A 21,860-nucleotide genomic window follows, 5' to 3' on the forward strand; every position below is an offset into this window, starting at 1 on the left:
CGCCCTGAATATAAAAAAAAGATTGCCCTAAGGACAATCTCTACTACCCGTTCACTATAGCTATGAAACCGCCTTGCGGGTTCTCTTACATCTGCCTTTTCGGCATTTATGATACTTGCCAGTGAAATCAAGGCGATGATCCAGCACCTTGAAGCCTAGCTCGCGTTCAAGGCGTTCCTCAAGCTCCTGCAGCCAGTCCTCTTCTATTTCTTGCAATGAACCGCATACTTGACAGATTAGATGATGATGCATATGTTCATGATTGGCATCACGAAGATCAAATCGCGCGACGTTGTCGCCAAAATTCATTTTGGCGACAATTTGCAGCTCTGCCAGCAGCTCAAGCGTACGATAGACCGTAGCGAGGCCAATCTCCGGATACTTCTCTTTGACCAGCATATATACATTCTCAGCGCTAAGATGCTCCTCGGCATGCTCGAGCAGCACGCTTACTATTTTTTCCCTTTGGGTTGTGAGCTTATATCCATTGGCGATCAGAGACCGATTGATCCGCTCTAGTTCTGAAGCTAAATTCATCATCCAGTATTCCTCCTTAATGAGGCGTGGCATTCCATATCAATCATAGCTTGTTTAACTGATCAGCTTGAGCAGGCTTTCGAATTCAAGCTCTTTGAACCTTTTCTCGGCTGACTCTCGGCTGATTTGAAGAACGCATTCATGCAAGTTGCAGCTTACTGGCGTATCTTGCTTGATTGTAGCCAATGCTTTCGATAGAATAAGCATCTCTCTATCTGCTTCTATCTTCTTCCTAACGGATGGAGAAATCAAGTCCAAATTATCAAGAACCTCTTCCACCGTAGCAAACTGCTGCAATAGCTTGAGTGCTGTTTTCTCCCCAATACCGCGCACGCCAGGATAATTATCACTCGTATCTCCCATAAAGCCCTTCAAATCTATCATTTGAGCAGGGGTTATCTGCTTCTCTTCCCATAATAGAGCTGGCGTATACAAGCAATAATTCGATCTGCCTTTTTTCATAATCGATACCGATACTTGATCCGATAACAATTGAAGCATGTCATGATCACCTGTCAATATAACAACTTCCGATTCCCCGCTAATAAGAGCCGCCAAGGTACCAATGCAATCATCAGCTTCATAATGATGTAGACCCAAGTTGGAAATCCCTAATGAGGTAACGACATCCTTAACCAAGTCGAACTGTGAAATCAGCTCTTCAGGAGGTGCCACTCGATTCGATTTGTATTGATCAAACAACTCGCTGCGGAAGGTCTTGCTTCCCATATCCCAGCAGCAAATAATATGAGTCGGGCTATATTCTTTAATGGCATCAAATAAATATTGAATAAAGCCATATACCGCGTTTGTAGGCAGCCCGGTTGCTGTCTTTCTAATATATCCGCCATAGGAGGTTGCATAAAATCCCCTAAATAAAAGAGCCATCCCATCGACGATCAACGTTTTCTTTGGTTCTATCATATAAGCTCACTCTCCACATTCTATAACTAACACCCTCTAATGAAGCTTCCAATCCGTCTTGCTGCTTCGAGCAGCCTTTCCTCATCTTCAACCAATGCAATCCTGACGTAGCCTTCTCCTTCACTGCCGAAGGCTTCTCCAGGAATGACAGCAACCCCGATTCGTTCGAGCATTTCCTGGGAAATTCGACGGGAGGTCCATGGCTCAGACAAGCTCCACGCCATATTAGGCAAGGCGGCCCATATGAACATCGTGCCCTTTGGCTTTGCAACCTCCCAGCCCTCTTTACGAAGCGCCTCGATAAATAAGTCCCGCCGGCGCTCATATAAATGTCCTGCCTTCGGAGGCTTCTCTTTGTCCGACATAGCTTCTTTCAACGCAACGACTCCAGCCTCTTGAATAGCCGCGAATACGCCGTAATCAATGTTGCCTTTCAGCTCCCGCAGCGCACCTACAGCTTCTCGATTACCCGCTAGAAAACCAATACGGCAGCCTGCCATATTAAAGCTTTTTGACAACGAATGAAATTCAACAGCACCATCCAGAGCACCTGGCACTTCTAATATACTAGGCGGCTCAACACTATCGAATGCCATTTCGGAATAAGCCGCATCATGAACCACCAGCACGCCATGCTCACGAGCCTTGACCAGAACCCGCTCGAAAAAGCTCAAATCCGCAATAGCAGATATAGGATTGCCCGGATAGTTCAGCAAAATAAATTTGGCGCGATCCCAGACTTCATCCGGAATCCTATCCAAATTCGGCAAATAATCATTGTCCGCTCTCAGCGGCATCAAATAAGGCTCTACTCCAGCAAGGGCAAGCGCTGCTGTATAGATGGGGTAACCAGGATCAGGAACAAGCGCAATATCACCTGCATTGCATAATGCCATAGCCAGATGGGCCAATCCATCCTGAGAACCCATAAGCGAGACTATTTCCTCTACGGGATCTACCTTTACTCCGAACCGATAATCCATCCAAGCGGCAGCTTGCTCACGAAAAGCCTTGCTTCCATGTGAACCCGGATAAGCATAGACATCAGAGCGAAGAGCAGCATCACTAAGCGCCTTTCTTACAGCAGCGGTAGGCGGCTTATCAGGGCTCCCGATACCAAGATCAATAATATCTGCTCCTGATTGAATCGCCTGCTGCTTCCACTGCGCCACCTCTGTAAAAATAGAAGAGCCTAGCTGCGATAACCGATCGGAACGCCATTGCTTCGCCTGCATGACTGAATCACCCATTCCACTCTTGTTCAAATTGTTCTTCCTTGTATCCAACAGTCACTTTTGTACCGTCTGTCACGATAGGGCGCTTGATAAGCATGCCATTGGATGCGAGCAATTCATACTGCTGATCTTCACTCATCGTATCCAGCTTGTCCTTCAGCCCCAGCGAGCGGTATACATCACCAGATGTATTGAAAAATTTCTTCCGATCCAATCCGCTCTTAGCTACCAGCTGCTTCAGCTCATCCGCAGTAGGTGTCTCCTCAACAATATGCTTCAGCTCAACCTCATTGCCCTTCGCTTGCAATGATTTCACTGCTGATCGGCATGTGCCGCATTTGGGATATTGATAGATCGTTACTTTACTCATCTCTTATGTTCCTCCTCCAAAGCTTTGTAGTGCATAACTGACTTCATGAGCTTGCACTTCGTTTTGCTGAATATCATTCAGCCCGTGTAGTTTCTATATAGCTTTACTGTGGAAATTCACTATTTAATGTTAGCCTTATCGACACAACTGCATGAATCTATCAAATTTTAGTGTAAGTCACTAGAGATACTTCTGCGAATCTATTTCACCATTTAGAGTAATCCATAAGTGCTAGACGACTCACAGTAATGATAAAAGATATCTGTGATTCGTTTTCACGGATTAGTGAAGACAGCTTCACATAACCAACTGTTTTACGGCCTTCAATGACGGATAGCGTAACCAGGGCCCATTATTCAAGATGTGAGCTTCTCCAAACATGAACCTAGACTCACTATTGCTCCTTTTCACCTGCAAATCCAGACAAATAGAGAAATTCACTTCACTTATTAGAGAAAGACTTCGCCATCTTACTAGCCGAGTATTTGAATGCTCACTCTTACTGCTCAATTGCTTGTCTAATCCAAGCTGATTAGTCAGTTCTATCCGTTGTCGGCTGATTAGTCAACTAATTGACAGCTAATAATAAGCTCAGTGAACTCTGACATTCCAAGTCCAAATTATAGTGACACACTGCCCAAAAGCTGCTCAAGGTTAACAAGCTCCTTCGGCAGGCTAGCCGTCCACTCCATCCATTCCTTCGTAATAGGATGCGTAAGCCCTAGCGTCTCCGCATGCAAGGCTTGGCGGCCTACTGCCGCTTCCCATGCTGGTGCCTTCACCGAATCCGGCGCATACATTCCGTCACCGATCAATGGACAGCCAATATGCAGCATATGGACCCGTATCTGATGGGTTCGTCCGGTTTCCAGCTTCACCTTCACCATCGCTGCATCGCCGTTGCCGAATACAGCCGCAGTCTTATAATGAGTCACTGACGGGTAGCCTATTGGTGTAACGATTCGGACATGCGGCTGGTCTGGATCACGATCAATAGGGGCATCCACTGTCCCTTCCATTCGTTCGGGGCTGCCGTACACATAAGCACGATACAGCTTCATAATTGTACCTGCCTGCAACTGATCAGACAGCTGCTGATGAATATAAGGGTTTTTGGCGATAGCTACGAGGCCCGATGTATCTTCATCCAAACGATGCACTGGCCTGAATCTCACGCGTTCACCCTTTGCTTTCCAATGCTGTACCACTCCATTAGCCAGTGTACCTGTATAATGACCATGCGTAGGATGAACGACAATACCAGCAGGCTTGTTCACAATCAACAAGTACTCATCCTCAAAAACGATATCAATCGGAATAAGCTCAGGCAAAATGTCCTCAGACGTTTCCTGCTCCATCCGAATAACAATCTGATCCCCTTCAGCAACCTTAGCTGACGTATAGGCTCTTACCCCATTGACGGTAATACCTTCCTCAGTCAGCTTGAGACGGGACATCAACGTTCGTGATACACCAAGTCTGCGCTTGAGCAAAGTCCTCACCTCAAGTCCTTGCTCCTCAGCGCCAACATCTATAACAAGCGGTCTATAATAGCGATCCTCTGTCATTTTTTCGGTTTGCGGAACACTTCCGCGCTCCTTACATACTCCGTATCGGGAACGCCAAGCTTGGCGTTCGCCACTCTTGCAGCTGCGAAGAAAAAGTCCGAGAGCCTGTTCAAATATTTACTTACTTCAGCATTAACCGGATGCTCTGCCATAAGCGTTACAACCCGTCTCTCCGCACGTCGACATACCGTACGACATACATGCAAAAGAGCGGATACACTACTCCCGCCTGGGAGAATGAAACGGGTTAGCTCAGGCGCCTCAGCGATATATTGATCGATAATCGTCTCGAGCTTCAACGCTGGCTCCTCCGTTACCTTAAGTGGTGCTCCTGGTACCGCATAAGCCAGATCCGAGCCGCAATCAAACAATTCTTGTTGAATATCGATTAGAAGCTCGGTCAGCTCCTTAAGCTCCTGATGCTTGGCCGCCTCCGCTGCTGCTTGACCAACGAAACAGTTCAGCTCATCAATGGTGCCATAGGCTTCAACGCGAATATCATCCTTACGGACACGTCCGCCGATCAATGAGGTTTGACCGCTGTCACCTGTTCGAGTATATAATTTCATGGGTATTCCACTCCCCGTTAGTTACTTCATAATCATTTATGATACTACTATAACACAAATAAGTGCTTTCTCTCGCCATTGCCTTATACTTTCCAACTGTTGTGACCCCAGAGTTTTCTTGAAGAATCTCGAATGAAATCAGCCATTCCCACAAAAAAATCAGCAAGCTTGCAGGAAAGGAGATCCTACTGGCTTGCTGACTGATTATAAGAGTCCTACTTCAGCTTATGCACGAATTGTCCAATTCTATCTAGCGCTTCCGTTAGCTGAGTTATTGATGTTGCGTAGGAGCAGCGCAGATGTCCCTCGCCGCCAAGGCCAAATACATCGCCTGGCACTGCCGCAACATTGCCCTCTTCAAGAAGACGCTGTGCGAACTGCTCGGAGGTCAGACCCGTTGACTGAATGGAAGGAAAAGCATAGAACGCGCCTTCCGGCTCATGGCAATCGAGGCCGATCTCGCGGAATCCTTGTACAACAAGACGCCGCCGCTGATTGTATGATTCCATCATTTTGTCCTTCTCTTCCAGTCCATGCGGAGTCAGAGCTTCCAAAGCAGCATATTGCCCCATAATCGGAGCGCACATAACTGTATATTGATGAACCTTCAGCATCGCGCCAATCAGTTCAGGATGACCGCATGCATAGCCCATGCGCCAGCCTGTCATCGCAAAAGCTTTGGAGAAGCCGCTGACGAGGATCGTTCTATCCTTCATGCCCGGCATAGCAGCAAAGCTAACATGCTTCGAACCATAGGTCAGCTCCGCATAGATCTCATCGGAAATAACGATCAGATCATTGTCCTCTACGACCTTGGCAATCGGCAGCCAATCCTCATAGGTCATGATGCCGCCTGTAGGATTACTAGGATAGCATAGAATAAGAACTTTGGACTTCGGCGTGATAGCTGCTTGCAGCGATTCCGCCTTCAGCTTGAAATTATCCTTGGCAAAAGTCTCAATCCCAACTGCACGGCCACCGCTCAATGTAGTAATTGGCGAATAAGATATGTAGCATGGTTCTGGAATCATAATTTCGTCGCCCGGCGAGATTAACACTCGCAGAGCCAGGTCAATCGCTTCACTTCCGCCGACCGTAACTAATATCTCATCAGCAGGATTATAATCTACTGCGAACTGATCATGCAGATATTGACCGATCGCGCCTCGCAGCTCAGGCATGCCTGCATTGGAGGTATACTGAGTCTTGCCTTTCTCTAACGCGTAGACAGCCGCATCGCGGACATGCCAAGGCGTTACATAATCAGGCTCGCCAACTCCAAGCGTTATCACATCTTTACGTGTGCTCACCAAATCAAAAAAGCGTCTTATTCCAGACGGTTTGATTCCCCGTGCCAGTGGTGACAAATAATCCATCATCGATTGGCGATCTGCCGGGTTAGAGGTTAATATTCCTTTATCCTTTATCATTGCCATCACCCTTTTACGGCGAAATCATCAAACGATGGTCACCTTCATGCTCCTCGAAGATAATTCCGTCTTGTTTATATTTTTTTAATATAAAATTCGTCTTGGTCGACAATACTTTGTCGATAGGAGATAATTTATTCGAAACAAAAGAGGCAACCTCTTTCAAGCTTTTCCCTTCGATCTCCACAAGCAGATCATAGGCTCCAGACATTAAGTACACAGACTTCACTTCAGGATATAAATAAATGCGTTCGGCGATGCCTTCAAAGCCCCGTCCGCGCTCTGGTGTAATTTGAACCTCAATAAGTGCCGTAACCTTCTCGTCATCCACCTTGCTCCAGTTCACAACTGTAGCATATTTGACGATGATATGATCATTCTCTAGTACGGTAATCGCCTGCTTCACTTCCTCCACTGGCTTATCAAGCATGGTGGCAATCAGCTCTGCATCCCGTCTCGCGTCTTCCTTAAGCAATTCCAACACTTTTAACTGTAATTCGTTCATCGCCAATCTCCTTCCAATACGCCTGTGGTATACAGATAATATTACAACGAATCGGAATTTCCTGCAAAGAAAAAAACGAAAGACCCCGAAGGGTCTTAGCATACTCCTTACATATAATACGGCTGATGGGACTGCTGATTGTTCTGATGCTGCGGCTGCTGATATTGACCATACTGGATATTGTTCGAATTGCCGCCAATTCGCTGTTGAAGAAATTGAGCAGTCTTTTGCTGCGTCTGTTGATATTCCTTCGTTTGTTTATCAATCTCTTGGCGTAATGCGGGAGAAGCTGTACTATACATATTCTGCGATTGCATCGCTTGGAACAAGCTTCCTTGAAGCTTCAATGTGCTGCTAAGCAAATTCGTGAACAGCTGGCGAACTTCTGGACAAGCTGCTTCCGTAGCAGCCGTCGCATATTCGCGGACAACTCGCTTCAGATCAGACAATACCGTATAAGCCAAATCCTCATCCGGCAATGCTTGCTGTGATTGTTGTTGGTACATACGTTATCCCTCCTTTGGATAGTGCTATTGCTGAGGCTGTGTAGGTGCCAAGCTTTGATGCTGCTGCAGCGCCTGCATCAAAGTCTGGTAATGCTGTTGATGGGTATGGAGCTCATTCAAGCCTGCTTGTCGAAGCGTCGGATTGGTGGATGCTGTCGCCAGAATCGTACATTGCTTAATGAGCAAATCCTCATTAGACAGCGAATCAGCGATATACTCCAATTCCTTTGCCGTGATTGGTTTCAACATGGTCCATTCTCCTTTATGCCAAAGTTCAAGCCACACCTATTATGAGCCCGTCATTCTTGTTTTATGTATCTGCAAAACGCCTATCAACAATTTGAAGACATCAGCCTCCCCCCTGAATCTCGATCTCCCCAAAATGCCTAATATGACAATTCACTTCAATTGTTAAATCCTCCGGTGAAAGCTTCCAATCCTTTTTCTTTAATTGCTTCCACTTGCCATAGTGATAGCGATACAGCACATGCTCTAGCGAGAATAAATCCCTGTTTGCTTTTAACCCTTTTAAATATGTATCTTCAATTTGTTTTTTTACAATCTTGTTAACTACTTGCGGCAACTGCTCATGGCTAATCGTTGAGTCCCACTCTACAACATGCCCCTTCAATTCCAACAAGAGCTTGAACTCAGGTTCATCGCCAGACCATACGGCTTTGACAGTCATATGCGACTTCTCAATGATCACGGAAGCGAGCTGCTTGTCTTCCTTGATTGTGACTACTCGCCGCTTAAAGTTTTCATTCATCCAACCTAGTCCTTCAACCTGATCCCTATGAAAAAAAGTCGCGCCCGTATCATCATAAAAGGAAAATACTCCTTCAACGACAGACAGGTTCATTGCTTTTTTATTATTTCTCCAATCCTGATCTCTTGACACAATGGCTGGCAGCAATGAGGTCATAGCCGGTTCAGTTGCACTTCTGATAAAGGTCTGCATCGTTAACGGATCAACGAAGCTGTTCTGCTCCTGTTCAATTATTGGAGAATATAATGTACTTGTCAAAGCTGTCGATTCAAAAAAAGTATCCAATTCAAACAGCTTTTGAATATCTGAACGCAGGCCAAAAATATTAGAGGTGAATCGAGTAGATCGCATACGATTAATCCCATCTATAATGGGCCTTATTTCTTTAAATGCTCTTTCTTGAATGACAACTGACTTAAGATGATCGAAGCTCAAGTAGTACTGGGAAGTGTCCATTAACGAAAACAAGGCATCGAACATCGAGTCCCCTGATTTTTTTCCTATCCATAGAGGGCTTCTGATTGTCGTAGGGCTCTCCGTCTTGGCAATGGAACTGAAGGATATGACTTGTGCATAGACGACAAACTGATTATTTACATAATCTACCCCCAGCGCGGAGACATAGCTCACATCCTGCAGGTCCACCTCATCCCAACATCCTGTCGTAATGCTCAGCATACTAATAATGAGCAGCAGCTTCAGCCATTTTCTTATTGCTTGAACAGCATTCATAATCTGCCTCCAGGCCGGCGCTTCTTCCATGGCTTCTGCATTAAGGATGAGACTAGCATCTTCCATTTGATCGGTGCCAACGGGAATAGGTAAGGTCTGCCGAAAGACTCAAGCGAGCAAATATAAATCAGCAAGCCAAAGATAGAGATAAAAAAGCCGAATATCCCCAAAATTGAAGACATTAACAAAATGACAAAACGAAGAATACTGACCGTCCCGCTTAGGGACTGATTCACTAACGTAAATGTCGCTACGGCTGTAATCGCTGCTGTCACTAGCATCGTCGGAGATGTTAGGCCTGCCCGTATAGCTGCATCACCGATAATAAGCCCGCCTACAACAGAGACCGTCTGACCGACAGGACGGGGCAGCCGTACCCCCGCTTCCCTGAAGAGCTCGAACATCGCAAGCATGAGGAACATCTCCATCGTTGACGAAATCGGCAAACCAATTCGAGAAATCGTTACGGTCGCTAGTAAAGTAAACGGAACCTGATCGGTATTAAACGCAGACAACGCAATCCAGAATCCTGGAAGAAAAAGGGCTAGGCATAGACCTACGTAACGAAGCAGCCGCTCCAAAGAAACGAAATAATACGGAAGATGGTCATCTTCCGGTGACTTGGTCAGCAATGTCAAGCTTGCGGGAGCTATAATAACTGTAGGCGATCCGTCAACAAAGTAAGTCACTCTGCCCCTTAACATGGAGTGAACGACATAATCGGGCCGCCCAATGTAGTCCACTAATGGAAATAAGCTATATGGACGGTCCGAAATAAGCTCCTCCAATTCGGAAGAGCCATGAAGAGCCTTAATATGAATGGAACGAAGCCTTCGTCTAGCCTCTTCAACCAATTGCGAATCGGCTTCACTCTTCAAGTACATAAGAGCAACCTCTGTCTGCGTATCCGACCCAATCTTCCAATATTCACAATGCAGATCGGGGGTACGCAGCCTTCTGCGCACTAAGGCAACATTGACTGATAATTTCTCTACAAATCCGTCACGCGGGCCTTTGAGAGACAGCTCCATAGAAGATTCTTCCGGCTGTCTTCCCGGCTGGCTCGATATGTCGAATTCATAGACATGACCACTTTCTTTATGAATGACAAGTACGCTTCCTGAGAACAGACAAGCATAGAAATTCTGCTCATCCTCCTTCGTATCCAAAGGCAACTGGTTGCCTAAGGAGCCGGGATGCACCGCCGACGGATGCTGCGAGGCTTGTTCAAAGGTGTTGCTTTCATATCTTAGCCGATCCGCGAGCTTATCAAGCTGCGGGCACAGTGCTATGTACATTGTCTGCATATCGACCATACCCGCACAAGACAGAAGCTGGAATAGCTCCTTCTCCTCACCTGCGGTTATTTCTTGGAGAATGACGTCTTCGGAGCCCTTCAGCGTCTCTATAATTCGAGCAATTCGTTCCTTTCTTTTAACCTGCTCCTTGTCCCTCATCCCTTTTGTCCCCCTTTATTCATCAATGGTTGTTTGGCCTTTAAGAACGACACTGCCCAAAGGAGCAGAAGTATAAAGAGGAATATGATCCAGGAGATTGAAAAATAAAGCTCCATGATCCGTTTGAATTGCAGCATGTTACGCAGCATGAGATGGGTAGCTGTAATTAGGAGGATAATGCTGGCAGCCGATCCAATCCAACGATGCTTCAGCTTATGAAAAGGGCTGAATTCTGTAATCAGATATATCGGTACAGCTATTCGAACGAATGCTCCAGCTAACCATTGATAGACGGCAAAAAAATCAACATGCTCGAAATATTTCCCTATCTTCACTAAGCGCCATTGTGAAAAGGCAGAGAAATGAAGCGATTTAGCCTGTACCGGTCCAAATTCCGTAATCGCTCCGATTGTTGGTCCGATCGTCAGCAGCATGAGAGTTAGGGAAAGCAGCAGCAGCTGCCACTTTTTGAATCTTCCTTTCACATGATGCTGAATAAGCAATAATAAAGTCAGCTCCATAAAGGAAGACAAGCTATACATGACTCCCTTAAGCACAGGCATAAGACCCGTTTCCAGCATCGGAAGCAAATATCGGTAATCTTTTGCCGGCATGTTCGCTGTCATAACAAAGTCACCTAATACCACTACAATCGGCAATAAAATGCAGGATACATAAGCGATCGTTCTAAGCCCCGATATTGCAGCGAACAAACATACGAGGCATAATACGATGCTGATCACAAGCGGAGGAGTTCGAGGCAAATAAGTTGCTGTAGTCCAAGATACGACATCGACCAAGGTCTCGAAGGCAATAATGAACAGCATCAGAATAATGATCAGCATAATGATCCACACAACAAAAGAAGGAATATGCTGTTTACGCATCCATTGATTAATCGGCTGACCGTTCATTTTTATCAATACACGATGCAGGGGAAAAGCAGCGATCGGCAGTGCAATAATAATCGCTACAGGAATGCATAACCATGCATCTCTCTGAGCTACATCCAATAATAGCGGCACTACCATAACATGATTCACGAGCCCAACAGTTAGAAGAATAATCATAACGGCAGGCCATAGCCCGAATGGTTTGATTGTCGAGTTCATCTTGGTTGTTCACATCCTTCTTTCCCAGCTTTCCCCATGAGCAAAAAAGTAATGCACGCCAATAGAAATCAAAGAGCGCCCTTCAGCTTCACCGTAATGGCAATCCTGAGGACGCTCTATTGTTTAAGGCACGTGAACCGTTTTGACATGGCTAAAATGCAAATAGACACCGTTACCGTTCGCATTAGCAAGCTCAATCATATTCTGATCAACATTTTTGAGAATTCCAGTTTTATTCGGATTCCCTCCAAGATCAAGCACCACGAACTTCCCAATAAGCTTGCGAAGCTGCTGATCATACGTTCTTGCAAGCGTTAGAGGAGATGGTTTTAACGGGAATTGCTCTGCAGTTAACGTATAGGGCGTTACGTCAGGATTATAGGGGATCAAATACTTCAGGTGATGCAATGAGACAATTACACTGTGATAAACCGGGGAATAGAATACGAAGAAATCATTCATAACGGTTGTAACATAGCCATGAATAGACTGGTTGCCCGTAATATAGAGTTCAGAGAACATGCCTTTGGCATTCATTAATATTTTGCGATAAGAAATAGGGTCCGAATAAGGCTCGAATGGCAATTCAGGCAGGTCAACGGTTAAATCCTCCGAGTGTGTTGAGGGTCTAAGCTGCTGTAAATGAACTAATGGCACATATAAAAATTGAGACCCGTTATGCATAACTAGTATATCTTGACCAAATTCAATTAATTTCCCGCGTATAGGGTTCATCTTCCCTGCTATCTCTACTTCGACTTGCTGGTCTATCAGCGGATGGCGGTTTTTCATGAAATCAGCCTCCTTTCACCCAAGCTTTCTTCCAAATTCGCTATAGTAGAGCCGGGCATGGCATAGCTGCCGACCCGGCTCTGTTGCTAATCCTCTTTAATCCTATCTTTTGCCGCCGGAGCGGCTGCCTCCCGTACGGTTGCCTCCTGTGCGGTTACGACCAGAGCGATTGCCTCCTGTACGGCTGCCTCCCGTGCGACGGTTGTCGCCGGAACGATCGCCTCCCGTGCGGTTGCCTCCTGTTTGATCATTTCTGTTTCTATTTTTGTTCTTATTATCGTTCTTATTATTGTTCTTATTTTTATCTTTATTGTTGTCATTGTTATTGCTCTTGTTATTGTTATTGCTCTTGTTATTGTTGTTTCCACCTGTGCGATCTCCGCCTGTACGGTCGCCACCAGATTTGCCTGCTTTTTTGATCGATTTAATATGCTCAGTTGCTACTTGAATAACTTGGCGATTATCAACCAGCTTAATAGAATCTTTGCATATTTCAGTCAAGAATCCCTCTAGCTTCTCAGGTCCGCCCCAGTTCACTTGTACGAACTCTTGATTAAAGGCTTTGATTACCCCTTGGAAGCTGTTTGCTCTGATGAAGTCGCGTTGCCGTCCTGAGCTTTTTTGATGCTGAAGCTCACTTACACTCTTTACATGCTCAAGATTAACATAGACAATTCCCTCTTTTGTGCTTACTACAAGGTAATCCGCTGGAATGGCGAGAAGCTTCCCTTCGATGGAGTCTGGGCCTCCTCTATTAATTTTCACATTTTTCCCTATTAATTCTTTGAAGCAATCACGTTTAGCATCTTTATTGCTGCTTTTATGATCACTTTTGTGCTCGTTTCTGCGACCGCTTCTGTGGTTGTTACTATTATTAGACTGTCCTGCAAACGGATATTGGCAAAAATAACTCATGAATGAATCCCTCCGATAATTTCTTAATTAATGGTTATTAAATTAACAGCTACCCGACAGTGGACATTTGAACAATTCCTTATGGTTCAGCTTGTTATGCTGGCATCCCTCCAACACCTGATTCACTTCATCTATCATGGGAGACGATATGTAATATATTTATATGTATCCCGCATACAAGAGGTACTAGATTAGTATCTATTTTTCAAAGAATAAGAGCTTAACCCATACATTAGTAGATTCAACACATAAGCTATGTTATCCGAGTTTAAGGAGGAGATTAAATGTCAGATCAAAAAACTGTAGAAGAACAAAACCTTTCGGGTGGACATCACTCAGGAGGCTCCCATGGTCACCGTACCGGAGGTTCCCGTGGCAACCGCACTGGCGGCTCTCGTGGCAACCGCACTGGTGGCTCCCCTGGTAATCGCACTGGCGGCTCCCGTGGCAACCGCACTGGTGGTTCCCCTGGTAATCGCACTGGTGGCTCCCGTGGCAACCGCACTGGCGGCTCTCGCGGCAACCGCACTGGCGGCTCCCGTGGCAACCGTACTGGTGGTTCCCCTGGTAATCGCACTGGCGGCTCTCGCGGCAACCGCACTGGTGGCTCCCGTGGCAACCGCACTGGCGGCTCCCCTGGCAACCGTTCTGGCAGATAAGTCTTCTCGAACTAATTAGCTTCAGGGGCAAATGGTATCAAAACTCAAGCGAGCGGAATAGGGTAATAAGAACAAAAGCCTATCGTATACGATAGGCTTTATCTTTTGCCCAAGGGGTGCGTATTATGGAGGAGCTTCCGCTTAGAAAAATAACGATAAATGCCGCAGATCTTATTGCCTTGAAAGAGGATGCTTGGAATAGAGCGTTTAAACCCATAACGATTGAAATGTCCGGAAAAACCTACACAGCCATGTTCGGTATACGTGGGGGCCATACGCGCAATTACAATAAGAAGTCATTCGAAGTTAGAATTGATGGGGGCAAGACGTTTCATTGGAACGCGGAGTTCGATGATCCCTCCATGATTCGCAATGCTCTTTCCTTTCACTTCTTCAATCAAATAGGTGTACCTTCGCCAGAAACTCAGCATATCCAGGTCGAAATAAACGGACAGCCGCAAGGCGTATATTTGGAAATTGAATCGGTGGATAAAAGGTTTTTCGAGAAACGGGGCATCCATTACCGCTCTATCGTATATGCCGTTAATGACAGCGCCGATTTCAGTCTAATCGATCCCATTACCAAGGATAAGAAGACCTCACTATTTGACGGGTATGAGCTTGTTCAAGGGAAGGAGAAGACGAAGCTGCGTCTCGTTCGATTCGTGCGAGGCATTAATAATCTGTCTGGCAAAAGACTGGTTGAGCTTACAGCCAAACGATTAGATGTGAAACAATACTTACTATGGCTGGCAGGCGCCGTATTAACGGGCAATTATGATGGATTTGATCAAAATTATGCCTTGTATGAACACAGAGCAACAGGAAAATATCGAATTATTCCTTGGGACTACGAGGGAACCTGGGGCAGAAATTGTTATGGAAAGCCTTGTGGGAGTGATCTCGTCCGTTTCGTTGGCTATAACAAGCTGACAAGCAAGCTCTTTACTTTTGCTTCTTGCCGCAAAACATACAAACTCATTATGAAGCGCTTATTAAATACCTCCTTTACAGAGGATAAAATTGATTTCACTGTCACCCGTATGTACGATCAGATCACCCCTGCCATACGTGATGATTTTACGAGAAAAAGCAGCTTTACCACATATCTGAATGAACCTTCCTTTATTCTTCACTATGTCAGAGAAAGGCGCGAAATTATTCAAGAGGCCTTAAAAGAATGGAACAATTAACAGATTCAATCAAAGAAGTTATCAAAAAGGTTCGCGAGCTTATAAATACGATAGCGAAAATATAGTAAAGCAGTGCAGGAGGTTCTACTCCTGTGCTGCTTTTTTCTATTCTCAGCTATGACAATATAAGAAAAACATCAACCGCGATAGCGGCATCCTCACCAATCTGTGAGGCTATACTCATCCATATAGCCTGCTCACCCGACATGACAAGCGTTGTATGAGCCTAACCTCATCCCTCAAGAACCTAGCTTCCTGAGATATGAGGTTATCCTCATATCTCAGAGGATTTCTCTCCACTCACGACAATGATGTGAGCTACCCTTCATACCTTAATGATCTTCCTTCACAGCGCCAAGAAAATGAGCAGTCATGCGTTCTAATCCTTCTATCGAGCTCATTAATCAGCTACAGAGAAGTTACTTTATAGCACACTGCTTCAAACTATGAGCGGATTAAGTAGGTTGCCGCCATAACAAAATTTGAATGAATGAAAACTCGTAACCAACGAGAATCTATCCCCTAAGCAGAATAGCAAATGAATCCTTTAAACAAACAGAACGAACCTTCGAAACCACGGTTAAAGTGGATACGAAGGCTCTATCATTACTCATTATTAAGCATAAAGTGAAACCATTATACAAACATGGCTATCGGTTAAATATCCATGCTTAAATATCTCTCACCGGTATCTGGAGCAATACAGAGGACACGCTTGCCCTCTCCTAATCTGCTTGCTACCTGCATGGCAGCCCATACCGATGCCCCGGAGGAAGGTCCGAGCAATAATCCCTCCATACGGGCAAGATTACGCATCGTATTCAGAGCATCCTCATCCATCACCTGAATAATTTCGTCGTAGACGCTCACATTCAGTATCGCAGGTACAAATCCAGGACTTGTGCCGACCAGTTTATGCGGACCAGGCTGACCACCTGACAATACCGGTGATCCAGCTGGCTCTACCACTGCAACATGTATGCCAGGCAGAAGATTTTTCAACGTTTCCCCGGTACCTGTAACCGTACCTCCAGTACCTGAGGTGGCGATGAAGGCATCAAGCTTGCCTTCCATTTGCTGCACAATTTCGATTGCTGTTGTCGTGCGATGTATATCAGGATTCGCATGATTCTCGAATTGATTCGGAATATAGCTTCCAGGAATTTGTTGCTGCAGCTCCAAGGCTTTATTAATCGCTCCAGGCATCCGCTCCGCTGCCGGAGTCAAGACAACGTCCGCACCATATGCCTGTAACAGCTTGATCCGCTCGATCGACATATTATCTGGCATAACAAGAATCAGCTTATAGCCTTTTACGGCCGCATTCATCGCTAGCCCGATACCTGTATTGCCGCTTGTAGGCTCGATAATGGTGCTGCCCGGGCTAATATGCCCTTGCTTTTCTGCTTCTTGAATAAGGGAATAAGCTGCACGGTCCTTCACGCTGCCGCTAGGATTGAATCTCTCTAGCTTAACGTAGACATCGGCACTTCCTTCCTTAGCGAGCCTGTTGAGTTTAATTGCAGGTGTATCTCCAATCAAGTCTGTTATGCTATTGACTATCCGTGGCATGTTTAGCTGCTCCCCTTCACTTGTTGTCACTGGTGTTAATTAATTTGGCAGGCTCTAGAAAGGGCTTCATGAACCACCAGCCTAGAATGGGGACAATACCGACGATGAACATAAGCCAAACGATCGCTATGACGGAATCATTCTGGGGCAGTAAGATCAAATAACAAGAAAGCCCAATTAATCTGCCTGACGTAAGTGCCGCTTCCCGCAGAACGATGAACTCCTCGCGTTCCTTGGCGCTTTGCTCTGACTGGCCAATGAGGTCGAATACTCTCGACGTCATCGGGATGATATAAAGAGGCATAAACAACGATGTGCCTATACCGAATAGTATTAGAGTACCAAAGCTTACCTTCCAGAACAAGGGGGTTATAACTATTCCTATCATAATAGTCCCGATTAACATAGCAGCTTTACGGTTCTTTTTAGTAAGCCTTTTGCCAACCAACCAGAAGCTGATCAGAGCGACAAGTGATGTAATAAGCGTGTAGCTGCCCACCTTGCTTTCGTTAGAGGTAGCAGTATAAACAGTCAGGCCCACCAAAAACAAAAATACTCCTTCTCGTACCCCTTGAGCCATGATCGCCGGGAACATCCGCCTCCATGGATTTCCTTTCTCCGTTAGCTGCTTGATCCCATGTCCCCAACTGTAGCGAATAGGCTGAATGATCCGTTTCTTAAGCCAAAAACTAAAAAACATAGCCAGACCAAACACAACAAGCGACAGAGTGAATATTAGTTTATAGCCTTGCTCTCCATGCATGGATGTAATCAATTGACCCGATACCCAAGGAGCAATTATCCCTGCGCCTGATGCAAGCAAGCCTGCCCAGCCGTTGAAGCGGTCTCGATTATCCGGCTCCGTGATTTCGAAATAAATCACATTAAAAGCAATCCAATAAAACCCGAGTGCCATTCCATTAAGCATGCCTAACAGAACGCCATAATGAGGGGCTTGTCTGCCTAGCAGCAGCACCGTCAAATAAAATACCCCCGATAGCACAATGCCAAGACGGAGGCTGTTCATTTTATTATGTTCCTTTACCCATTTGCCAGCTAGCCAAAAGGTTAGTCCACTTGTCATATATTGTCCCAGCGTGTACCAACCAATTAACATATACGACTGGCTTGCTTTCCACAGGTATACAGGTACGAATGTACCGGATAAGGCAATCGCGGTTCCGAATAAAGCTTGAACTGTAAGTAATAAGATCGCTTGAGAGTCCAAAGTATTGGTTCCTCTTCCTGATCTGGAAGCTCCCATTGAACGGATAGCCGATTGCCGATTGCCCCTAACGCCATGCTTGCCCTGTTCCATAACGATTCCCCCTGTACGGCCGATCTACCCTATGTAAGCAGCAGGTTCTGTCGGTAGAAATTCGTTATGTAAGATGCCCCAAATAAAGGAGCAGCATGCCGTTAGAGAGCTTCCATTTACAGACAGATTACTCTTTGGGAGTAAGCAATTTAATCATTTGCTCACGATCATGCGTGCTTAATAGAGAGGATGTCGTGAAGCAAGACGGACAGACATACCACATTAGCTCCAAAGCGGCTGGAACTATAGCATGTCCAACAGCAGCATGTACTGTAGGCTTGAATTGCCCATCTATCATCTGCTTCCCTGTCTCCACCATATATTCTCGACAAGATGGGCATTCTGGAGCCTCTTCTTGTGCATCAATGACCTGCTGCAGAGTTGCCTCAACAGCGAGCCAAGAACGATTCGTATTACGGAAGCCTTCCTCTGGCTGTTTCCAGTCACTTTCCGTATCGTCTTCTTCAGCTTCCTCTTCATCCTTCTCTTGCAGGTCGTCATTAGGCTCTAAGCCGAATTGCACCGTACGATAACCATTCAATTCATTCTCACAATGCGGGCAATTCTCTTCCGGTCCCAATTCTTCATCCCATACAATTTCAGTCATGCACCACGGACAGACGATTTGCTTCTCTTCCATATCTGCACCTCCATGTTTAGTTGTTTATGATATAAATAACGCCCAGCGCAAAAAAAATGACGGCAACTACAAGCAATATGCCCCATAAATATTTCATGATAAGCTACCCTCCGACTACTATATAACTGCTCCTATGACATAGGATAGAGCCACCGAAATGACCATGGCGATAAAACCGACTGCTCGATTATCTCTCATGATTTCGTCATCAATTCGGAATACAGGTGTCAAAAATTCAAATAAAAAATAAGAAGCTAACAAAATGATAAAACCGAATGCACCTGTAAAAAGACTTTGATAGATCGAATCATTCGCTTCTATTGAAAATCTAAAAATATTGCAGATGCCGAATATTTTCCCGCTTGTCGCCATTGCTACTGCGAGATTGCCCCTCTTGATCTCCGCCCAGCAGCTATAGCGGGTCACTAATTCGAAGATAGACAAAAATACGATGAGCGAAAGCACAACAAGCGATACGTAGACGAGTGAAGCCGTATACGTATTGCCAAGCAGCCAATCAACCTCATATCCCATTCCTGATCACTCCTTACCAATTGGGACAAGAAAGCGCTGGCCGGAGCCTATTTCAGCTCCGCTACCGTTACGCCAGCCCCGCCTTCGCCATAGTTTCCAAGACGAAATGTTTTAACAAGACTATGCTTGCGCAAATATTGCTGAATCCCTGTGCGCAGGACACCTGTTCCTTTGCCATGGATAATATTCACTTGGCCTAAGCCGGATAAGTAAGACTCATCCAAGAAGCGATCCACTTCTATAATGGCATCTTCAAGATTCGTCCCACGAAGGTCAAGCTCCAATCTTAAGCTGTCTTCTTTGGAGCGTTTCAGACTGGCTGCCTGCTTCGGCTGCTGCTTCACTGTTGTTGTCGTTGCCTTAAGAAGCTCCAAATCATCAAGAGCCACCTTCATTTTCATAATGCCAAGCTGCACCATAGCCTCTGATCCGCTAATCTCAACGACGCTGCCCTTCTGATTAAGGCTGTAGACCATCACCTCATCACCAGGTCCGATCGGCTTCGGCTTCTTATCCGTCCCAGCAGAACGCTTCTTCTTGGTCAACAGCTCTGGTGCTGCCTGCTCCAGCTGGCGTCTTGCCTCGATTAGCTTATGCTCTTTGACGGATGCGCCTTCCTCCATGGCAAGCTTGCGCAAGTCTGCAATGATCTGCTCTGCTTCGCGTTTGGCCTTGGCTATAACTTCATGCGCTTCTTCCTGTGCCTTCAATAGCAGCTTATCGCGCTGCTCCTCGAAACGATTCAGCTCCGCCTCATGGCGAATGCGCTGTTCTTCCATTTCGCGGCGCAGCTTCTCAGCTGTATGTCGATCTGTCTCTGCACTGAGCCTGTCTTCCTCCAGAGAAGCAATCATGTTCTCGACACGTTGATCCTCATCGCTTACTTCTCCTCTTGCGACGTCGATAATCGAACGCTCCAAGCCCAGACGTTCAGCGATAGCGAATGCATTACTTCGTCCTGGAACGCCGACCAGCAAACGGTAAGTAGGACTAAGCGTCGCTACATCAAATTCCATGCTCGCATTAATTACACCTTTGCGATTATAGGCATAAGCCTTCAGCTCACTGTAATGAGTGGTCGCAACAATACGGCTGTCCAGTCGATGGATATGTTCCAGGATAGCAATGGCAAGCGCAGAGCCTTCCGCGGGGTCAGTACCAGCACCAAGCTCATCTAGCAGAATAAGGCTCTTGGAGGTTAATGATTTCAGAATGCGGATAATATTAGTCAGATGGCTGGAGAATGTACTCAAGCTCTGCTCAATACTCTGTTCATCACCGATATCCGCATAAATTGCATCAAACACACAAAGCTGACTGCCATCCTCGGCCGGCACGAATAAACCCGACATTGCCATCAAGCTAAGCAGTCCGATTGTTTTGAGCGATACTGTCTTGCCGCCCGTATTGGGTCCTGTCACAATAATTGCCGTATAGTTGTTCCCAAGCTCTACATCTAATGGGACAACCTTCTCTGAGTCAATTAATGGGTGACGGCCGCGCTTCAGCTTAAAGAAGCCTCTGTCATTCATACGCGGCAGTGTCGCTTTCATTCCATGTGCCATTCTCGCCTTCGCGAAGGCGAGATCCAATCTGCCCAGCAGCTCCAAATTGTACAGCAAATCATCCACATGCTCCGCCACACGTGCTGTCAGCTTCTGGAGAATCTTCTCAATTTCCCGCAGCTCTGCTGCCTGCAGCTCCCTAAGCTTATTATTCATTGCCACAATAGCTTCCGGTTCAATGAATAGCGTTGCGCCAGATCCGGATTGATCATGAACGATTCCGCCAAAATGCGAACGGTATTCCTGCTTTACTGGAATAACATAGCGATCATTACGCAAGGTTACGATTGAATCCTGCAGCATTTTTTGGACAGATGAAGAACGGATCATTTGCTCAAGCTTTTCTCTAACCCTCGCTTCACCATTGCGGAGCTCACGTCGAATAGAAGCCAGCTCCGGGCTCGCGCTATCCATCACTTCGCCTTGATCATCGACACAGTCAAATATGGCATCCTCCACATCCTTATGCTCCGACAACTGCTCTGCAGTCTGTTGAAGCAATGGAATCGGATCATCCTCATGCAGCACATCGATATGTTTCTTTACGCGCCTTGAACCTCTAGCTGTCGCAGCGATGTCGAGCAGCTCCGCGGGATTGAGCGTACCGCCAATTCGGGCCCGATGGAGCGATGAGCTAATATCGACAATTCCACCGAAGGGGGCATTGCCCTTCAAGCGATCCGCTTTATACGCTTCATCCGTCGCTTGCAGCATCAGCTTGACCGTCTCCAGATCGGAGCTTGGAGCCAGCTCTCCCGCTTCTTTTTTCCCTAGGGAAGTAGCGGCATGCTGTTCTAATTTATAGGTTATTTTATGATAATCAAGTGTTGATAAAATTTTACTATCCAATGTAACACTCCTCTCGCCCTCTTATTATAGCCGAACAATGGCCTTGATGCACGATCCGACTTTCACATCAGTACAGCGATACATGTTCTTACGGGAAATGGTCACAATA

General features: G+C 46.0%; 21 protein-coding genes. 1 reads left to right on the forward strand and 20 read right to left on the reverse strand.

What is annotated here, in order from left to right:
* Positions 1–60 precede the first annotated feature (60 nt).
* The 15 genes from AC50YO_RS17460 to AC50YO_RS17530 form a co-directional block, all read right to left on the reverse strand.
* Positions 61–540, reverse strand: a complete 480-nt coding sequence (locus tag AC50YO_RS17460) for a Fur family transcriptional regulator (protein WP_494849105.1) — start codon at positions 538–540, stop codon at positions 61–63.
* 51 nt (positions 541–591) lie between these two features.
* Positions 592–1,461, reverse strand: coding sequence for a 5'-3' exonuclease (locus AC50YO_RS17465; protein WP_494849108.1), 870 nt, complete (start codon positions 1,459–1,461; stop codon positions 592–594).
* A 26-nt stretch (positions 1,462–1,487) separates the two neighbouring features.
* Positions 1,488–2,696 (reverse strand): aminotransferase class I/II-fold pyridoxal phosphate-dependent enzyme, encoded by a 1,209-nt coding sequence (locus AC50YO_RS17470; RefSeq protein WP_494849261.1) that lies wholly within the window; start codon positions 2,694–2,696, stop codon positions 1,488–1,490.
* A 7-nt stretch (positions 2,697–2,703) separates the two neighbouring features.
* A complete protein-coding gene (locus AC50YO_RS17475) occupies positions 2,704–3,066 on the reverse strand; it encodes an arsenate reductase family protein (protein WP_494849110.1) in 363 nt (120 codons plus the stop codon).
* A 620-nt stretch (positions 3,067–3,686) separates the two neighbouring features.
* Positions 3,687–4,634 (reverse strand): RluA family pseudouridine synthase, encoded by a 948-nt coding sequence (locus tag AC50YO_RS17480; RefSeq protein WP_494849112.1) that lies wholly within the window; start codon positions 4,632–4,634, stop codon positions 3,687–3,689.
* Complete coding sequence (locus AC50YO_RS17485; RefSeq protein WP_494849114.1) at positions 4,631–5,203, reverse strand: cob(I)yrinic acid a,c-diamide adenosyltransferase; 573 nt, start codon at positions 5,201–5,203, stop codon at positions 4,631–4,633. Before AC50YO_RS17485 ends, AC50YO_RS17480 begins: the two co-directional genes overlap by 4 nt.
* Positions 5,204–5,418: 215 nt before the next feature.
* On the reverse strand, positions 5,419–6,633 hold the full coding sequence (locus tag AC50YO_RS17490) for an aminotransferase class I/II-fold pyridoxal phosphate-dependent enzyme (RefSeq protein WP_494849263.1): 1,215 nt from the start codon (positions 6,631–6,633) through the stop codon (positions 5,419–5,421).
* 13 nt (positions 6,634–6,646) lie between these two features.
* A complete protein-coding gene (locus tag AC50YO_RS17495; RefSeq protein ID WP_494849116.1) occupies positions 6,647–7,138 on the reverse strand; it encodes an Lrp/AsnC family transcriptional regulator in 492 nt (163 codons plus the stop codon).
* A gap of 107 nt (positions 7,139–7,245) precedes the next feature.
* The gene (locus AC50YO_RS17500; RefSeq protein WP_494849118.1) at positions 7,246–7,644 is read right to left on the reverse strand and encodes a spore coat protein; all 399 of its coding nucleotides are present in this window, start codon (positions 7,642–7,644) and stop codon (positions 7,246–7,248) included.
* Positions 7,645–7,668: 24 nt separating this feature from the next.
* Positions 7,669–7,893 (reverse strand): hypothetical protein, encoded by a 225-nt coding sequence (locus AC50YO_RS17505; protein WP_494849120.1) that lies wholly within the window; start codon positions 7,891–7,893, stop codon positions 7,669–7,671.
* Positions 7,894–7,993: 100 nt separating this feature from the next.
* Entirely contained in the window at positions 7,994–9,145 is a 1,152-nt protein-coding gene (locus AC50YO_RS17510; protein ID WP_494849123.1) for a Ger(x)C family spore germination protein, read from the reverse strand.
* A complete protein-coding gene (locus AC50YO_RS17515; RefSeq protein ID WP_494849125.1) occupies positions 9,142–10,602 on the reverse strand; it encodes a spore germination protein in 1,461 nt (486 codons plus the stop codon). Before AC50YO_RS17515 ends, AC50YO_RS17510 begins: the two co-directional genes overlap by 4 nt.
* Positions 10,599–11,714 (reverse strand): endospore germination permease, encoded by a 1,116-nt coding sequence (locus AC50YO_RS17520; RefSeq protein ID WP_494849127.1) that lies wholly within the window; start codon positions 11,712–11,714, stop codon positions 10,599–10,601. The genes AC50YO_RS17515 and AC50YO_RS17520 overlap by 4 nt, the downstream gene beginning before the upstream one ends.
* Positions 11,715–11,837: 123 nt before the next feature.
* Positions 11,838–12,506, reverse strand: a complete 669-nt coding sequence (locus AC50YO_RS17525) for a DUF2642 domain-containing protein (RefSeq protein ID WP_494849129.1) — start codon at positions 12,504–12,506, stop codon at positions 11,838–11,840.
* Between the two features lie 102 nt (positions 12,507–12,608).
* The gene (locus tag AC50YO_RS17530; protein WP_494849131.1) at positions 12,609–13,421 is read right to left on the reverse strand and encodes a hypothetical protein; all 813 of its coding nucleotides are present in this window, start codon (positions 13,419–13,421) and stop codon (positions 12,609–12,611) included.
* A 784-nt stretch (positions 13,422–14,205) separates the two neighbouring features.
* Here AC50YO_RS17530 and AC50YO_RS17535 point away from each other — a divergent pair.
* On the forward strand, positions 14,206–15,273 hold the full coding sequence (locus tag AC50YO_RS17535) for a CotH kinase family protein (RefSeq protein ID WP_494849133.1): 1,068 nt from the start codon (positions 14,206–14,208) through the stop codon (positions 15,271–15,273).
* Positions 15,274–15,930: 657 nt separating this feature from the next.
* Here AC50YO_RS17535 and cysK read toward each other — a convergent pair.
* From cysK to AC50YO_RS17560, 5 genes are all read right to left on the reverse strand, one after another.
* Positions 15,931–16,845: a cysteine synthase A gene (cysK, locus tag AC50YO_RS17540; RefSeq protein ID WP_494849135.1), complete on the reverse strand. Its 915-nt coding sequence runs from the start codon at positions 16,843–16,845 to the stop codon at positions 15,931–15,933.
* 16 nt (positions 16,846–16,861) lie between these two features.
* Positions 16,862–18,163 carry an MFS transporter gene (locus AC50YO_RS17545; protein WP_494849136.1) on the reverse strand — a complete coding sequence of 434 codons (1,302 nt, stop codon included), beginning with the start codon at positions 18,161–18,163 and terminating at the stop codon, positions 16,862–16,864.
* Positions 18,164–18,290: 127 nt separating this feature from the next.
* Positions 18,291–18,803, reverse strand: coding sequence for a hypothetical protein (locus AC50YO_RS17550; RefSeq protein ID WP_494849139.1), 513 nt, complete (start codon positions 18,801–18,803; stop codon positions 18,291–18,293).
* Between the two features lie 117 nt (positions 18,804–18,920).
* Positions 18,921–19,337 (reverse strand): DUF350 domain-containing protein, encoded by a 417-nt coding sequence (locus AC50YO_RS17555; RefSeq protein ID WP_494849142.1) that lies wholly within the window; start codon positions 19,335–19,337, stop codon positions 18,921–18,923.
* A gap of 47 nt (positions 19,338–19,384) precedes the next feature.
* A complete protein-coding gene (locus tag AC50YO_RS17560) occupies positions 19,385–21,751 on the reverse strand; it encodes an endonuclease MutS2 (RefSeq protein ID WP_494849144.1) in 2,367 nt (788 codons plus the stop codon).
* Positions 21,752–21,860: the final 109 nt, after the last annotated feature.

This window comes from Paenibacillus sp. J22P59 (assembly GCF_059383895.1).

Coding starts and splice junctions, on each gene's coding strand:
- AC50YO_RS17520 (WP_494849127.1), bottom strand. CDS start 11,714: ATGAACTCGACAATCAAACCATTCGGGCTATGGCCTGCCGTTATGATT.
- AC50YO_RS17500 (WP_494849118.1), bottom strand. CDS start 7,644: ATGTACCAACAACAATCACAGCAAGCATTGCCGGATGAGGATTTGGCT.
- AC50YO_RS17510 (WP_494849123.1), bottom strand. CDS start 9,145: ATGAATGCTGTTCAAGCAATAAGAAAATGGCTGAAGCTGCTGCTCATT.
- AC50YO_RS17490 (WP_494849263.1), bottom strand. CDS start 6,633: ATGATAAAGGATAAAGGAATATTAACCTCTAACCCGGCAGATCGCCAA.
- AC50YO_RS17475 (WP_494849110.1), bottom strand. CDS start 3,066: ATGAGTAAAGTAACGATCTATCAATATCCCAAATGCGGCACATGCCGA.
- AC50YO_RS17505 (WP_494849120.1), bottom strand. CDS start 7,893: ATGTTGAAACCAATCACGGCAAAGGAATTGGAGTATATCGCTGATTCG.
- AC50YO_RS17515 (WP_494849125.1), bottom strand. CDS start 10,602: ATGAGGGACAAGGAGCAGGTTAAAAGAAAGGAACGAATTGCTCGAATT.
- AC50YO_RS17530 (WP_494849131.1), bottom strand. CDS start 13,421: ATGAGTTATTTTTGCCAATATCCGTTTGCAGGACAGTCTAATAATAGT.
- AC50YO_RS17480 (WP_494849112.1), bottom strand. CDS start 4,634: ATGACAGAGGATCGCTATTATAGACCGCTTGTTATAGATGTTGGCGCT.
- AC50YO_RS17555 (WP_494849142.1), bottom strand. CDS start 19,337: ATGGGATATGAGGTTGATTGGCTGCTTGGCAATACGTATACGGCTTCA.
- AC50YO_RS17460 (WP_494849105.1), bottom strand. CDS start 540: ATGATGAATTTAGCTTCAGAACTAGAGCGGATCAATCGGTCTCTGATC.
- AC50YO_RS17535 (WP_494849133.1), top strand. CDS start 14,206: ATGGAGGAGCTTCCGCTTAGAAAAATAACGATAAATGCCGCAGATCTT.
- AC50YO_RS17525 (WP_494849129.1), bottom strand. CDS start 12,506: ATGAAAAACCGCCATCCGCTGATAGACCAGCAAGTCGAAGTAGAGATA.
- AC50YO_RS17485 (WP_494849114.1), bottom strand. CDS start 5,203: ATGAAATTATATACTCGAACAGGTGACAGCGGTCAAACCTCATTGATC.
- AC50YO_RS17545 (WP_494849136.1), bottom strand. CDS start 18,163: ATGGAACAGGGCAAGCATGGCGTTAGGGGCAATCGGCAATCGGCTATC.
- AC50YO_RS17465 (WP_494849108.1), bottom strand. CDS start 1,461: ATGATAGAACCAAAGAAAACGTTGATCGTCGATGGGATGGCTCTTTTA.
- AC50YO_RS17495 (WP_494849116.1), bottom strand. CDS start 7,138: ATGAACGAATTACAGTTAAAAGTGTTGGAATTGCTTAAGGAAGACGCG.
- AC50YO_RS17470 (WP_494849261.1), bottom strand. CDS start 2,696: ATGCAGGCGAAGCAATGGCGTTCCGATCGGTTATCGCAGCTAGGCTCT.
- AC50YO_RS17550 (WP_494849139.1), bottom strand. CDS start 18,803: ATGGAAGAGAAGCAAATCGTCTGTCCGTGGTGCATGACTGAAATTGTA.
- cysK (WP_494849135.1), bottom strand. CDS start 16,845: ATGCCACGGATAGTCAATAGCATAACAGACTTGATTGGAGATACACCT.